Annotated in this window: 13 protein-coding genes and 1 pseudogene; 3 read left to right on the top strand and 11 right to left on the bottom strand. The window is 61.1% G+C overall.

The window, feature by feature from the left end:
* Positions 1–89: 89 nt before the first annotated feature.
* Positions 90–2,627 (top strand): PAS domain-containing hybrid sensor histidine kinase/response regulator, encoded by a 2,538-nt coding sequence (locus GIV35_RS16650; protein WP_236264758.1) that lies wholly within the window; start codon positions 90–92, stop codon positions 2,625–2,627.
* A gap of 43 nt (positions 2,628–2,670) precedes the next feature.
* Positions 2,671–2,946 carry a peptidylprolyl isomerase gene (locus GIV35_RS16645; RefSeq protein WP_003174397.1) on the top strand — a complete coding sequence of 92 codons (276 nt, stop codon included), beginning with the start codon at positions 2,671–2,673 and terminating at the stop codon, positions 2,944–2,946.
* A gap of 110 nt (positions 2,947–3,056) precedes the next feature.
* Here GIV35_RS16645 and GIV35_RS16640 read toward each other — a convergent pair whose 3' ends face one another.
* From GIV35_RS16640 to GIV35_RS16605, 8 genes are all read right to left on the bottom strand, one after another.
* On the bottom strand, positions 3,057–3,962 hold the full coding sequence (locus GIV35_RS16640) for a sugar kinase (protein WP_236264757.1): 906 nt from the start codon (positions 3,960–3,962) through the stop codon (positions 3,057–3,059).
* A 143-nt stretch (positions 3,963–4,105) separates the two neighbouring features.
* The gene (locus tag GIV35_RS16635; RefSeq protein ID WP_223023680.1) at positions 4,106–5,314 is read right to left on the bottom strand and encodes an amino acid deaminase; all 1,209 of its coding nucleotides are present in this window, start codon (positions 5,312–5,314) and stop codon (positions 4,106–4,108) included.
* A gap of 9 nt (positions 5,315–5,323) precedes the next feature.
* On the bottom strand, positions 5,324–6,088 hold the full coding sequence (locus GIV35_RS16630) for an IclR family transcriptional regulator (RefSeq protein WP_003191821.1): 765 nt from the start codon (positions 6,086–6,088) through the stop codon (positions 5,324–5,326).
* A gap of 109 nt (positions 6,089–6,197) precedes the next feature.
* Positions 6,198–6,587, bottom strand: coding sequence for a RidA family protein (locus GIV35_RS16625; protein WP_213153664.1), 390 nt, complete (start codon positions 6,585–6,587; stop codon positions 6,198–6,200).
* 14 nt (positions 6,588–6,601) lie between these two features.
* The gene (locus tag GIV35_RS16620; RefSeq protein ID WP_020301585.1) at positions 6,602–7,384 is read right to left on the bottom strand and encodes an amino acid ABC transporter ATP-binding protein; all 783 of its coding nucleotides are present in this window, start codon (positions 7,382–7,384) and stop codon (positions 6,602–6,604) included.
* Positions 7,381–8,043: an amino acid ABC transporter permease gene (locus tag GIV35_RS16615; protein WP_034135844.1), complete on the bottom strand. Its 663-nt coding sequence runs from the start codon at positions 8,041–8,043 to the stop codon at positions 7,381–7,383. Before GIV35_RS16615 ends, GIV35_RS16620 begins: the two co-directional genes overlap by 4 nt.
* Before the next feature lie 11 nt (positions 8,044–8,054).
* Positions 8,055–8,717 carry an amino acid ABC transporter permease gene (locus tag GIV35_RS16610; RefSeq protein WP_034125741.1) on the bottom strand — a complete coding sequence of 221 codons (663 nt, stop codon included), beginning with the start codon at positions 8,715–8,717 and terminating at the stop codon, positions 8,055–8,057.
* A gap of 52 nt (positions 8,718–8,769) precedes the next feature.
* Complete coding sequence (locus tag GIV35_RS16605) at positions 8,770–9,618, bottom strand: transporter substrate-binding domain-containing protein (RefSeq protein ID WP_034125742.1); 849 nt, start codon at positions 9,616–9,618, stop codon at positions 8,770–8,772.
* A 329-nt stretch (positions 9,619–9,947) separates the two neighbouring features.
* On the opposite strand from GIV35_RS16605, the pseudogene GIV35_RS16600 reads away from it, so the two are divergent.
* Positions 9,948–10,220 (top strand): annotated as a pseudogene (locus GIV35_RS16600) (thioredoxin family protein); the annotation flags it as partial.
* Positions 10,221–10,257: 37 nt separating this feature from the next.
* Here GIV35_RS16600 and GIV35_RS16595 read toward each other — a convergent pair.
* From GIV35_RS16595 to rpiB, 3 genes are all read right to left on the bottom strand, one after another.
* Positions 10,258–11,826: a TerC family protein gene (locus tag GIV35_RS16595; protein WP_202691607.1), complete on the bottom strand. Its 1,569-nt coding sequence runs from the start codon at positions 11,824–11,826 to the stop codon at positions 10,258–10,260.
* 396 nt (positions 11,827–12,222) lie between these two features.
* A complete protein-coding gene (locus GIV35_RS16590; RefSeq protein ID WP_034125745.1) occupies positions 12,223–13,203 on the bottom strand; it encodes a sugar-binding transcriptional regulator in 981 nt (326 codons plus the stop codon).
* A 63-nt stretch (positions 13,204–13,266) separates the two neighbouring features.
* On the bottom strand, positions 13,267–13,728 hold the full coding sequence (gene rpiB / locus GIV35_RS16585) for a ribose 5-phosphate isomerase B (protein WP_019817614.1): 462 nt from the start codon (positions 13,726–13,728) through the stop codon (positions 13,267–13,269).
* Between the last annotated feature and the right edge of the window lie 71 nt (positions 13,729–13,799).

Genomic DNA, 13,799 nt, shown 5'->3' with positions numbered 1-13,799 from the left:
CATGCTATTTTTCCGGGGTAGTCACCCGTTGTCTTTCCTTGGGACAATGGGTGTTGTCATTTTTCAAAGCGTCATGCTCAGGGCTTTTTATGAATGGAACATCCACCGGTAGCGAAGCCGCTGCGTTGATCAAGCGGCTGGACTGGGCGCAAAGCCCCCTCGGTGAGGCCAGTGAGTGGCCGCAAAGCCTGCGCACTGCCGTCGATATCGTCGTGCATTCGCCCATGCCGATGGTACTGCTGTGGGGCCCGCACCTCACGCAACTCTATAACGATGGCTTTGCACACCTGATTGGTAGCAAGCACCCCGGCGCCTTGGGCCAGCCGGCGCACCACACCTGGCCAGAGCTTGAAAGCTTCGCCGCGCCGGTCTACGACGCCGTGCTCGGCGGCCAGGTGCGTACCTTCAGCGAGCAACGCTTTGTGCTGCACCGCCAGGGCTGCGATACCGAAATCTGGCTGGACCTGACCTACAGCCCGGTGCGCGACGAAAGCTGCCGGGTGGCCGGCATCCTGGTCACGGCCATTGAAACCAATGAGCGGCGCAGCAAAACCCTCGAACTGCAACAGCGTTCCGAAGCAAGCCTCAAGGCCCAGCACAACACCGAGCAACGCCTGCAACTCGCGTTGGCGGCCACCGACGCGGTGGGTACCTGGGACTGGGATATCGGTGAAGACCGTTTCATCGCCGACGCCCATTTCGCCTACCTGCATGGCGTCGACCCCAACGATTCAAGCCTGCTGCCCATCAGCGCCTACCTGCACGGCGTGCATCCCGAAGACCGGGGCACGGTGACGCGCAGCATCAAGCATTGCATCACCCATGGCACCGAGTACGCCGAGGAATACCGCCTGCAACAGGCCGATGGCCAGGTGCGCTGGGTGTTCGCCCGTGGCCGCTGCTACAAGGACCAACAGGGCCGGCCGGCGCGGTTCCTCGGCGCCGCGCTGGACCTCACCGAGCGCAAAAACACCGAACAGGCCTTGCGCCAGAGCCAGACCGAGCTGCAACTGATCATCAACGCCATGCCGGTGTTGATCGGCTACGTTGACCACGAACAGCGTTTTCGCCTCAACAACAGCGCTTACCTCGAGTGGTATGGCAAGACGCCCCAGGAGCTGTACGGCAAGACCATCCGCGAAGTGCTCGGCGACGAGGTGTATGCCGGGCGCGCAGACAAGATCGCCGCCGCGCTCAAGGGCAAGGCGTGCAGCTTCATGACGGTGACGCCTCATCGCGATGGCCGCCCCCGCCATGCGCTGATGAAGTACCTGCCGCGCTTTAGCAGTGACGGCTCGGTGAATGGTTTTTACATCTTTGTGATCGACGAGACCGAACGCAAGCTCACCGAAGAAGCCCTGCGCCACCTCAACGAGAACCTTGAAGAACGCGTGGCCCAGCGCACCCAGGCGCTGGCCGAGGCCAACCAGCGCCTGCAGAACGAGATGTTCGAGCGCGAACGTGCAGAAGATGCCCTGCGCCATGCGCAGAAGATGGAAGCGGTCGGCCAGCTCACCGGCGGTATCGCCCATGACTTCAACAATATGCTCACCGGCATCATCGGCAGCCTGGACCTGATGCAGCGCTATATTGCCGACGGGCGCAGCGACGATATCGGCCGTTTTGCCGATGCTGCCGTGTCCTCCGCCCACCGTGCCGCCGCCCTCACCCACCGGCTGCTGGCGTTCTCGCGGCGCCAGTCACTGGACCGTCGCCCCACCGACCCCAACCAACTGGTGGCGTCCCTGGAAGACCTGTTCCGGCGCACCAAGGGCGCGCATATCGAACTCAAGGTACAACTGGGCAAGGACATCTGGCCGGTGAACACCGACGCCAGCCAATTGGAAAACGCCCTGCTCAATCTGGTGATCAACGCCCGCGACGCCATGCCCGACGGCGGCGAGCTGCTGATCGAAACCGCCAACAGTTACCTGGACGGCACCGACATCACCACCCTGGAACCGGTCAAGGCCGGCGACTATGTGATGCTTGGCGTGAGCGACAACGGCAGCGGCATGGCGCCGAAAATCCTCGCCAAGGCGTTCGACCCGTTCTTTACCACCAAGCCCATCGGCCAAGGCACTGGCCTTGGGTTGTCGATGATCTACGGCTTTGCCCAGCAATCCGGCGGCCATGTGACCATCCAGAGCGAACCGGGCCAGGGCACCTGCGTGCGCCTGTACCTGCCGCGTTTGTATGGCACGGCGCTGGAAAGCAGCCTGCCCGCCAGCCTGACCGAAGCGCCCGTGGCCCTGGCCGGTGAAGCGGTGGTGGTGGTCGAGGACGACCCGGCGGTGCGCATGCTGGTGGTCAATGTGCTCGACGAACTGGGCTACACCGCGCACCAGGCGGCGGATGCGCGGGCAGCGCTGCCGTTGCTGGAGTCGGATTTGCGTGTGGACTTGCTGGTGACCGACGTTGGCTTGCCCGGCATGAACGGCCGGCAACTGGCGGAAATCGCCCGCCAGCATCGCCCAGGCCTGCGCGTGCTGTTCATGACCGGTTATGCCGAGAAAGCCGCCGAGCGCCAGGGGTTCCTGGAGGACGGTATGGACATGGTCGCCAAGCCTTTTTCCATTGACCTGTTGGCCAACAAAATCCGTAGCATGATCGGCGTCGAGGCCTGAGTTCAGGCATAATCGCGCGCCGTCGCACAGCTGGTAGAGCCCCATGAAAGCCCAAGCCCGTCATATCCTGGTGAAAACCAGCGAAGAAGCCGAACAACTCAAGCAGCGCATTGCCAAGGGCGAAGCCTTTGATGTGCTGGCCAAGAAGTACTCCACCTGCCCGTCGGGCAAACGCGGTGGTGACCTGGGCGAAGTGCGGCCCGGGCAGATGGTGGGGGCGATTGATGCGGTGATCTTCAAGAAACCGGTGAAGGTGGTGCACGGGCCGATCAAGAGCAAGTTTGGGTATCACTTGGTGCAGGTGTTTTACCGGGATTGAGTGGATGGCTTCAGTCCGCTATCGCAGGCAAGCCAGCTCCCACATTTAGCAGTGCACACCCACTCAAATGTGGGAGCCGGGCTTGCCCGCGATCCGCCGCAGGCGGCCATTCATCTCGGTATTAAAGCCCCCGGCACCTGAATCACCCGGCTCGCCAGCCGATGCCCCGCCAAGGCAGCTTCTTGCGGCGAGCCACCCTTGAGCCGACAGGCCAGATACGCCGCACTGAACGAATCCCCCGCCGCCGTGGTGTCCACCACCTTCTCCACTTTCAACGCCGGCACCGCACAGCGCTCGCCCGCGCAACGAATCAGGCACGCATCCGCTCCCCGCTTGAGCACCACTTCTGCAATCGACGGGTACGCCGCAAACACTTGCTCGCTATCCTCATAGCCAAACAACGCGCGCTCGTCATCCTCGGTGAGCAAGGCAATGTCCACTTCGGCCAACACCCTGCGATACGCCTCACGAGCCGTTTGCACATCAGCCCACAGCCGGGGCCTGTAGTTGTTATCGAACACCACCCTGGCGCCGCGCCGGCGGGCTTCGATCAGCGCCTGCAGTAAGCGCTCACGCCCAATGTTCCCCAGCACCGCCAGGGTAATGCCGCTGAAATACACCACGTCATAGCCCGGCAAGGCCGCCAGGACCGGCTCGGCGGCGGGCGTGGTGAAGCAGTCGCGCACGGCCGCTTCGTTGCGCCAGTAGAGGAATTTACGTTCGCCCTGGGCGTCAGTCTGGATGCAATACAAGCCCGGCAGGCGCCCAGGCAGACGCTGGACCCTGTCCAGGCCAAGGCCTTCGGCGCGCCAATGCGCGCACATGGCATCGCTGAAGCTGTCATCGCCCAGGGCGGTGACGTAGTCAACGCTGCCGGCATCGCCCAGCTCGCGGCGCAGGTACACCGCGGTGTTCAGGGTGTCGCCGCCGAAGCTCTGGTGCAGGCTGCCGTCGGCGCGGTGTTGCAGTTCGATCATGCATTCGCCGATGAGGGCGATGCGGGGGTGGGTGTTCATGGCAAAGTTCTCAGGTGTGCTGGAGGGCCCCATCGCGGGCAAGCCCGACTCCCACATTCGACTGCATTCCTTCAGTTAAAACGCGGTCACTGTGGGAGCTGGCTTGTCGGGTCGCCGCATCGCTGCGATAGCCGCGACTCGGTCTAGAAGCAGGTACGAAGAGACTCGACCACCTGCAACTGCTCATCCACCAGGCACCCCACCTGCCATTTATCAAAGGTCAGGCAAGGATGGGACGTACCAAAGGAAATGATGTCGCCAATACGCAATTCAACCCCCGGCGCCACGGTCATGAACGCATGCTGGTCCATTACCGCCGTGACCTTGCACCCGCTCACATCATCACCTTGCGCCGGCACGATCCCGGCCCTGTAGCGCTTGAGCGGCACTGGCAAACCGGCGTCGTAGGCCACGTCGCGCTTGCCCAGGGCAACCACCGCAAAACCAGGCTCCGGCAGCGACTGCACATGCGCCCAGACTTCCATTGCCGGGCGCAGGCCCTCGTTGAGGTCGCTGCGGCGTTCGAGTACGCAGCACTGCGCCTCTTTATAGATGCCATGGTCGTGGGCCACGTAACTGCCAGGGCGCAACACGCTGAGGAAACGGCCGGCGGCGTTTTGCGTTTCGAACGACTCGGCGATCAGGTCGTACCAGGCCGAGCCCGATGCGGTGATGATCGGCTTGGGCAGGTCGAACAGGCCGCTGTCTTGCAGCTCCACCGCCAGGCTCACCAGGCTGGCGGCGAAGGCGCGGATACCGCTGATGGCTTGCTCGCCGTGGATTACGCCTTCGTAACCCTCGATACCGGTGAGGGCCAATGCCGGCTGGGCCTGGATCGCCTTGGCCAGGTCGCGCACTTGCTGCTCGCTGCGGCAGCCGCACCGGCCACCGACCACGCCGTACTCGATCATCACGTTGAGGCGCTGGCCACGGGCGGCGAAGAACAGGCCCAGGTCGGCGACGTTATCCGGGTGATCGACCATGCAATGGAAGTCAAAATCCTTGTCGGCCAGCAGGTCCGCGATCAAGGCCATGTTCGCCGCGCCCACCAGTTGGTTGGCCATCAGCACGCGACGCACGCCGCTGGCGTAGCCGGCGCGGGTCTGCACGGCGGTAGCGAGGGTGATGCCCCAGGCACCGGCGGCGATCTGGCGCTGGAACAGCGCGGGCATCATGCTGGTCTTGCCGTGGGGCGCCAGCTCGGCGCCGCTGCTGCGGACAAAGTCCTGCATCCAGCGGATGTTATGTTCCAGGGCGTCACGGTGCAGCACCAGGGCCGGCAGGCTGACATCGCGAACCAAATGGGCACCGACGGCGGCGGCACCTTTTTCAACGGCATTGAGGGCAGACATGGAAAACTCCTATTCGTTGATGCGCCGGGCCAGGCTGTTGGCACTGTCGATCAGTACCCGGCGATAGTCGTGGTAGTTTTTGCTCGCATCAGCCCGAGGAGCGACGATGCACAGGGTCGCGATGCTGATGCCCTGGGCATCGCGCACCGGGGCGGCAAAGCAGTGGGTGAAGGTGTCGGCCACACTGTCGAAGGAGAAGAACCCATCCAGACTGGCCTGGCGTATCTGCGCCAGGAAAGTGTCCAGCGGCAGGCGCAGGCCATCCGGCAGGATGAAATCGTCGGGATCGATCAGGTCGACGATCTGCTGATCGCTCAAATGCCCCAGCAACAAGCGTCCCGAGGCAGTCCACGGAATGGGCGCGTTTTCACCGATGTCCGAAGAAATACGGAAATGCCGCTGGCCCTCGCGCATCAGCGCCACCGTGTATTTGCGCCCGTTGAGCAGGCACATCTGCGCGGTTTCGTGGGTCTGGCTGACGATCTCCTGCAAGGCGTGGTCGGCCTCGCGGGTCAGATCGAAGTGACGCAAGTGTGCCTGGCCGAGGAAATACAGCTGACGCCCCAGATACACGTGGCCGTCCTTGCCCACGGTCTCCAGGATGCGCCGCTCCAGCAACGACGCCACCAGTTCGTAGACCGTGGATTTGGGGCTGCCAATGCCGCTGGCAATATCATTCGGGCGCAGGGGTTGGCCGATTTCCTTGAGAAAATCGAGGATATCGAACGCACGGTCCAGGCCTTTGGCGCGGCGTTTGATGGTGTCTTCGGTCATGGCAGTGGCGGGTCCCGTCAAAATTCTAGGGTCTGGCAGAGATCTCCTGTGGGAGGGGGCAAGCCCCCCTCCCACAGCTGACTTGCTGTGGTCTTTAGAGTGGGGGGATTTAGCCCTTTTTCTTGTAGGCCACGCAATCGATCTCGACCTTGCAATCGACCATCATATTGGCCTGCACGCAGGCGCGCGCCGGGGCGTGTTCCGGGGTGAAGTATTCGCCGAATACCTTGTTGAAACTCCAGAAGTCCCGTGGGTCTTCCAACCATACGCCCACCCGCACCACATCCTTGAGTTCGTAGCCGGCTTCTTCGAGGATCGTCACCACGTTGCGCATCGTCTGGCGGGTTTGCTCGATGATGCCGCCACTGATGATTTCACCGTCCACCGCAGGCACCTGGCCCGACACGTACAGCCAGCCATCGGCCTCCACAGCGCGGGCGAACGGACGTGGCTGGCCGCCACCTGCGGTGCTGCCGGTGCCGTAACGAGTAATGCTCATAAAGTTGCTCCTTGTTAAAAACGAATGTTCTTAAGAAATTCTGCCAGGCGCGGCGACTGCGGCCGTTCGAAGATGTCCTTCGCACTGCCCTGCTCTTCAATGCGGCCCTGGTTCATGAAGACGATCTGGTCCGATACCTCGTAGGCAAAGCGCATCTCGTGGGTGACCAACAACATGGTCATGCCCTCCTCCGCCAACCCCTTGATCACGCTGAGCACTTCGCCCACCAACTCCGGGTCGAGGGCCGAGGTGACTTCGTCGAACAGCATCAGGCTGGGGTTCATGGCAATGGCCCGGGCAATGGCCACGCGTTGTTGCTGGCCACCGGACAATTGGCCGGGAAAGTGGTTGCGGCGCTCCAGCAGGCCGACGCGGTCCAGCCATTTTTCGGCCAGCGCCACCGCTTCATCCTTGCCCATTTTCTTGACCTTGAGCAAGCCGAGGGTGACGTTCTGCAGCGCGGTCAGGTGCGGGAACAGGTTGAATTGCTGGAACGCCATGCCGGTCATTGCGCGGTGCTGGGCGATCACCCGCTCCGGGTGGCGTACACGCTTGCCGCCGACATCGCTGTAGCCGATGGACTCGCCATCCAGGGTGATCTGCCCGCCCTGAAACTCTTCCAGCAGGTTCACGCAGCGCAGCAAGGTGGTCTTGCCCGAGCCGCTGGAGCCGATCAACGTCACCACATTGCCGCGCTGCATGGACAGGTCGACGCCCTTGAGCACTTCCACCTGGCCGTATTGTTTACGCAGGCCACGAATGTCCAGCAGCGCTGGGTTGGTTTGAGCTTGGTTCATGGCAAGGCCACCCGCTTTTCAATGTAGCGCCCGAATAATTCGATGGCGTAGTTGATGACAAAGAACAGAAAACCGGCGAACAGGTAGAACTCCAGGGTCATGAAGGTGCGCGCGATCACCTGCTGGGTACTGAGCAGCAATTCGGCCACACCGATCACCGACAGCAAGGTGGAAGCCTTGACGATTTCCGTAGAGGAGTTCACCCAGGTCGGCAAGATCTGCCGCAGCGCCTGGGGCAGCAGCACATAGCCCAGGGACTGATAGAACGTCAGGCCAATCGCCTTGCCCGCTTCCAATTGCCCACGGGGAATGGCCTGCAGCGCGCCGCGCACGATTTCCGATACATGGGAGCCACAGAACAAGGTGAGCCCGACCGCACCGGCCTGGAACGCACTGATTTGCCAGCCAAGGGCCGGCAGCATGTAGAAACATGCCAACACCAGCACAAACACCGGCGTGCCACGGATCAAATCGACATACAGACGGAACGGCGCACGCATCCAGAACTTGCCGTAGGTCAGGATCAACCCGGCAACGATGCCGATCAGGGTGCCAAAGACAATCGCCAGCGCCGAGACCGCCACGCTGGCCTGGAAGCCGGCCCAGAGGGTCTCGCGGGCGATCCACAATTCATGCAGCCAACTGGGGGATTCGTACATGGGACCCTTCCTTAACGACGGATAGCCAAACGCTGTTCCAGGTAACGGAGCAGCATGGCAATCAGGTAACAGGCAGCCACGTAGAGCGCGGTCGTGACCAGCCAGGTTTCAATCACCCGGTAGCTTTCGACGTTGATCTTGCGGGCGTAATAGGTCAGCTCCGGCACCGCAATCGCGGCGGCCAGGGAGGTGTCCTTGAACAGCGAGATGAAGTTGTTCGAGAGTGCCGGCAACACGTTGCGCAGCATCACCGGCACGGTGATGTAAGCGCGGATCCGCCACTCGCCCAGGCCGATGGCCAGGCCGGCTTCCCGCAAGCCCTTGGGAATATTCACCAGGCCTGCGCGGAATACCTCGGTGAGATAGGCGCCGGCATACAGCGACAGGGTGATGATGAACGAGGGAATCTTATCCAGCCGAATGCCCAGGGAGGGCAAGGCGAAGTAGATCAACAGGATCAACACCAGGATCGGGGTGTTGCGCACCACGGTGACATACACCGAGGCAATAATACGCAACGCGCGGTGTCTGGAGAGCATGGCAAACGCCATCAACAGGCCGATCACGCAGCCGATGGCGATCGACAGCAATGCCAACTGCAACCCCAGGCCGAGCCCCGCCAGCAAGGTGTCGAAATCACGCCAGACGGCGGCAAAGTTCAACTGATAGTTCATGGTCAGCAGCACCTGAAGGGGGCGTGCTCAGGCGCGCCCCTGTTGTTGCGGGTCACTTGAATTCCACAGGAAAACCAATCGCCGGTTCTGGCAGGTCCACGCCGAACCACTGCTTGAACGAGGCTTTGTAGGTGGGGAATTCCACACCGGTCATGGCTTCGTGCAGCGCGGTGTTGACGAAATTCAGCCAGTCCTGGTCGCCGCGCTTGACCGCGCAGGCATAGGTTTGCGGGCTCCAGGCGTAGGTGGGGCTGCGGTAGCGGCCAGGGTTCTGCACCATCAGGTATTTGACCGAGGACTGGTCGGTGGCAGCAGCATCGGCGCGGCCTGAGTTCACGGCCTGGTACATCAGGTCAACGCTGTCGTACTGATCGACCTTGGCCTTGGGCAGTGCCTGGTGCACCAACTCTTCGGCATACACGTTCTGCAGCACAGCCACGGTGACGTCGTCGCCCGCCGCCTGCAGGTCTTCGATTTCCTTGTATTTGCTGTTATTGGGCAACAGCAAGCCGACGCCTTCCCGGTAGTACGGCAAGGTAAAGGCCACCTGCTGCGCACGGCTGGCGGTAACGGTGATGAACTGACAGCTCATGTCGACCTTGTCGGTGAGCAGGTTGGGAATACGTGCGTCAGACGACTGCACCACAAACTCCACCTTGCTCGGGTCATTGAACAAGCCTTTGGCCACGATGCGGCCGATGTCGATATCAAATCCCTGCAACTTGCCATCCGCTCCCTGGAAGTGCCACGGCGCATTGGTACTGCCTGTACCTACGATCAAGTGCCCACGCTTGAGCACATCATCGAGCTTGCTGTCCGCCGCCTGCACCACGCTGGCGAGGGAAGCCGATGCAGCGACGAGAAAAACACACGCTTTGAATACGGAAGGTCGGTGATGCATGACAAGCACTCCAGGGATTGTGTATTCCGCTATACCGGAACTTGGTATGTAACAACGGAACAGACAGCAGAAAGTGTGCCACAGGTACTGGAGGAAAAATATGTCGAGGTAAAAGTCTTTAGAGATCAGCGAGATAAAGATCGGATAGGCCCACGGGGTTGCACCGGCCTCGCAATCGGCTTGCTACTCAAAGCCACACACCGCTGTTACTGCGCACCCTTTTAGATCATTTGGGGCAGCAAGGTACACCTGTGAAGGTTGACAGTAGACGGTAGTCATCCACCGGCTTAGCGTTGGTAAAAACGACTGCGGCTTGAAGGGAGATCACCATGGGCGTTGCAACGAGCAGTATTTCCAGTGCCAAGGCGTTCGAACGGTTACTAAACACACCACGCCCGGTATTCATTCTGTTCGTTTCAGAACACTGCCCCGCCTGCGCGCAGGCAGGCCCCTTATTCGAACTGCACGCCTGGAGGCATCCCAGAATCGTGAGCCTGGTAGTCGATTGCGCGCACACGCCGAGGCACCCTGAAGTAACAGGCACCCCGACGCTGCTGATCTACCTGAATGGCGCCCTGGTAGAAAAATTCAAAGGCTTCGGCCCCCTGGAAGAGCAGGCGCCGTTTGTGCAGGACATCTTCAGCCGTTATGACCTGAGCAAGGGCGCAAATGCACTTGCGTCACTCGACGCTCCTCCACTTCAGCCACAGTCAAACGCCAGCCTTCATGCTCCAGGCTATCGCCCACCACCGGCAAGCGGTCAAGCAGGCTCATCACCAAACCTGCCAGGGTTTGATAATCCTCGGTCGTCACCGCCTTGAAGCCCGTGCGTTGACGCACCAGGTTGAGGTTCAAGGCACCATTGGCACGGAAGCCATCGCCTTGCTCGACAATATCGGGCCCTTCGATTTCGCTGGCATCGGGCAATTCACCGGCGATGGATTCCAGAATATCCGTCATGCTCAATACGCCCATGAAGTCGCCGAATTCGTTGATCACGAAAGCGATGTGAGTGGACTCCTGGCGCATCTGCTCCAGGGCATTGAGGATCGAAAAACTGTCCAGCAGGTTGATCGCCCGACGCGCCAGGTGTTCCAGGTTCGGCTCGTTGCCCGCCAGGTACTCCTTGAGTAACTCCTTCTTGTGCACAAAACCCAGGGGCTCATCCACCGCACCGTTACGGATCAACGGCAGACGCGAGTAGGACGAGTGCATCAGTTTCAGACGGATCGTCTCGGGGTCGTCCGCCAGGTCGATGCAATCAACCTTGGCCCTTGGCGTCATCAGGGTGCGAATCGGCCGCTCGGCCAGTTGCAGCACGCCGCTGATCATCACCCGTTCACGTCGGTCAAACAGCGGACCCTGCGCAGCATCCGGCTCGCCCAGCAGGTCAGCCACGTCTTCACCCACCTCTTCCACCGCCAGGCTGCGGCCGCCCAACAAGCGCATCACCGCATGGGCGGTACGCTCACGCACCGGCAACACGCCCTGCGCCGACTTCTTGCGACGGGCTCGGGCGATCTGGTTGAACACCTCGATCAGAATCGAGAAGCCAATGGCCGCGTACAAGTAGCCCTTGGGAATATGGAAGCCCAGGCCTTCGGCGGTCAGGGCGAAACCGATCATCATCAGGAAGCCCAGGCACAGCATGATCACGGTGGGGTGCGCATTGACGAAACGGGTCAGCGGCTTGCTCGCCACGATCATCAGGCCGATGGACACGATCACGGCGATCATCATCACCGCCAGCTCGTCGACCATGCCCACGGCGGTAATCACCGCGTCGAGGGAGAACACCGCATCCAGCACCACGATCTGCGCGACGATCGGCCAGAACATGGCGTAAGCCACACTGCCCTTGTGCTGCGCCACATGGCCTTCAAGGCGCTCATGCAATTCCATGGTGGCCTTGAACAGCAGGAATATACCGCCGAACAGCATGATCAGGTCACGGCCGGAGAAGCTCTTGTCGAACACCTCAAACAGCGGCTGCGTCAGGGTGACCAACCAGGAAATACTCGCCAACAGGCCCAGGCGCATCAACAGCGCCAGGGATAAACCGATCAAACGTGCACGGTCACGCTGCTCCGGCGGCAACTTGTCCGCCAGGATCGCGATAAACACCAGGTTGTCGATACCCAGTACCAGTTCCAGCACAATCAAAGTAGCAAGGCCGAGCCAGGCCGTAGGATCCGCTAACCATTCCATTTATAAATTCTCTGTCTTTAAAGTGTTCAGAACGCCGGGCACGGCAAAGTGCGGTCGTACGACCGGGACAAGGTTAGTTTGACGGAATACGGGGTGCTTCAGCGGGAACAGCGACAGCGGTTGTCTTGGGGAAAGACGACTGGGAGGCTCCGAGAGGGTGTTCATGCAAGTCCTGAAATGACAAAAGGACTTGAATCCTACATTCGAAATACAAATTTCCCACAACGCAAAACTATTACAAAACCTGTAAACCCCCATCAAAAGCACAGCAACTCTTGTGGGAGCTGGCTTGCCTGCGATGCAGGCACCTCGGTGCATCAGGTAGACCGGGTCGATGCAATCGCAGGCAAGCCAGCTCCCACAGAAAGCCTGCCCGCCTGCCAGATAGACGACTCATCAGGTTTTACGAGTGGCATCGTCCAGCGCCAGGATGGTGTGGGCATTGGTGACAGTGGTCGCCAGCGTATTGATCACCCCCGAACGCAACGCCCCCAAGGTCGCCGCCGCCTTGGTGTTCTCGCTGGCAATCGCCACCACATCCGGGATGCGAAACAGCTCCTGCACCGTCAACCCGATCACGCGCCCCTGGATGGCGTTGACCGCCGGCTGGCCGTGAATGTCGATAAAGTCATAACCCATCATGTCGCCCACAGTGCCAGACAACCGCGCCTGGGCGATTTCCTGGGGCGAGAACCAGCCCATGCGCACCATGTTGCTGTTCTCGCTCATGTCGCCGATGCCGATCAAGGCAATATCGGCACGCCGGGCGCGGTCAAGGGTCGAACGCACCGTGTCGTTGTTGATCAGCACCCCGCGCAGTTCCGGGTTGGCCACCAGCGCCGGGGCGTACAGGCTTTCACTTTCGCCACCAAAGCGCAGGGCCAGGCGTCGGCAGATGTGGTCAGGGTTCATGTATTCGCCGGCCTTGAGCGAACCGCCGATGGCACACACGAAAGTGCAGTTGCGGGTCACCGGCAGAAACACGTTATCGGCCACCGCGCCGACGTTACGCCCCATGCCTACGGCAACGATCATCCCATCACTCAGGGTCTTGTTGAGGTAGTTGGCCACCAGGCTGGCAACCGCCGAGCGCTGGGTGTCGGGGTCGCTGTGGTCGACCGCGATCAAGGCGCGGTCGAGCTTGAAGCGCTCCACCAGCGCCCGCTCCAGCTCGTTGTTCATCGCCGGGTGCTGCAACACGCGCACCTCGACGATCCCTTCATCCCGAGCACGCTTGAGCAGGCGGCTGACTTTTGCCCGCGACAGGTCAAAGCGCTTGGCAATGGCCTCCTGAGTGACGTTCTCAAGGTAATAGAGCATCGCCACTTCGGTCATCTGATCGATATCACTGGCCATGCGCTGGGTACTGTCACTCATGGGGACGGGCTTCCGTTTCGGCGTCAAAGGCGCATTCTCCCGACTCTTGCCCCGCGCCGTCCACTACTGATGCCCATCGCGCTCGATCGCATTGATGCGTTCGACCTTGGCCCCGGACCGCGCCGCTTCGAACTCCGAGGCCAAAAACGCACTGACGATGCTTTTGGCCAACTCCGCACCGATGACCCGCGCACCGATGGAGAGGATTTGCGCATCGTTGCTCTTGCGCGCCCGCTCCGCCGAGTAGGTGTCATGGGCCTGGGCCGCACGGATACCCAGCACCTTGTTGGCCGAGATGGCCATGCCTATGCCGGTGCCGCATACCAGCACACCGAGGCGCTGTTGCCCGGCATTGATGGCGGTGGCCACGGCCAGGGCGATGTCCGGGTACAGCACCGGCGCCGTTGAATGCGTACCGAAGTCGGTCACCGGGTATCCCAACGCCTCGATATGGCGCTTCAACAACTCTTTGAGCTCAAAACCCGCTTCATCACATCCGATAGCCACCGGGAAAGGTGTGTTCATGGCGCCAAACTCCACTGACCAAATGATCACTTAGTGAAATATCTCTCACTCATTTCGCAAGCATTCACCCC

It is taken from the genome of Pseudomonas sp. PA-1-6B, assembly GCF_021609545.1.
GTDB classification, from domain to species: Bacteria; Pseudomonadota; Gammaproteobacteria; order Pseudomonadales; family Pseudomonadaceae; genus Aquipseudomonas; species Aquipseudomonas fluorescens_BV.
This window is presented reverse-complemented; position numbering and strand designations above follow the sequence as displayed.

Bases quoted from the DNA above. Each gene is read 5' to 3' on its own strand.
- rpiB (WP_019817614.1), bottom strand. From the start codon at position 13,728: ATGAACACACCTTTCCCGGTGGCTATCGGATGTGATGAAGCGGGTTTT.
- GIV35_RS16595 (WP_202691607.1), bottom strand. From the start codon at position 11,826: ATGGAATGGTTAGCGGATCCTACGGCCTGGCTCGGCCTTGCTACTTTG.
- GIV35_RS16605 (WP_034125742.1), bottom strand. From the start codon at position 9,618: ATGCATCACCGACCTTCCGTATTCAAAGCGTGTGTTTTTCTCGTCGCT.
- GIV35_RS16630 (WP_003191821.1), bottom strand. From the start codon at position 6,088: ATGACCGAAGACACCATCAAACGCCGCGCCAAAGGCCTGGACCGTGCG.
- GIV35_RS16590 (WP_034125745.1), bottom strand. From the start codon at position 13,203: ATGAGTGACAGTACCCAGCGCATGGCCAGTGATATCGATCAGATGACC.
- GIV35_RS16640 (WP_236264757.1), bottom strand. From the start codon at position 3,962: ATGAACACCCACCCCCGCATCGCCCTCATCGGCGAATGCATGATCGAA.
- GIV35_RS16620 (WP_020301585.1), bottom strand. From the start codon at position 7,384: ATGAACCAAGCTCAAACCAACCCAGCGCTGCTGGACATTCGTGGCCTG.
- GIV35_RS16645 (WP_003174397.1), top strand. From the start codon at position 2,671: ATGAAAGCCCAAGCCCGTCATATCCTGGTGAAAACCAGCGAAGAAGCC.
- GIV35_RS16615 (WP_034135844.1), bottom strand. From the start codon at position 8,043: ATGTACGAATCCCCCAGTTGGCTGCATGAATTGTGGATCGCCCGCGAG.
- GIV35_RS16635 (WP_223023680.1), bottom strand. From the start codon at position 5,314: ATGTCTGCCCTCAATGCCGTTGAAAAAGGTGCCGCCGCCGTCGGTGCC.
- GIV35_RS16610 (WP_034125741.1), bottom strand. From the start codon at position 8,717: ATGAACTATCAGTTGAACTTTGCCGCCGTCTGGCGTGATTTCGACACC.
- GIV35_RS16650 (WP_236264758.1), top strand. From the start codon at position 90: ATGAATGGAACATCCACCGGTAGCGAAGCCGCTGCGTTGATCAAGCGG.
- GIV35_RS16625 (WP_213153664.1), bottom strand. From the start codon at position 6,587: ATGAGCATTACTCGTTACGGCACCGGCAGCACCGCAGGTGGCGGCCAG.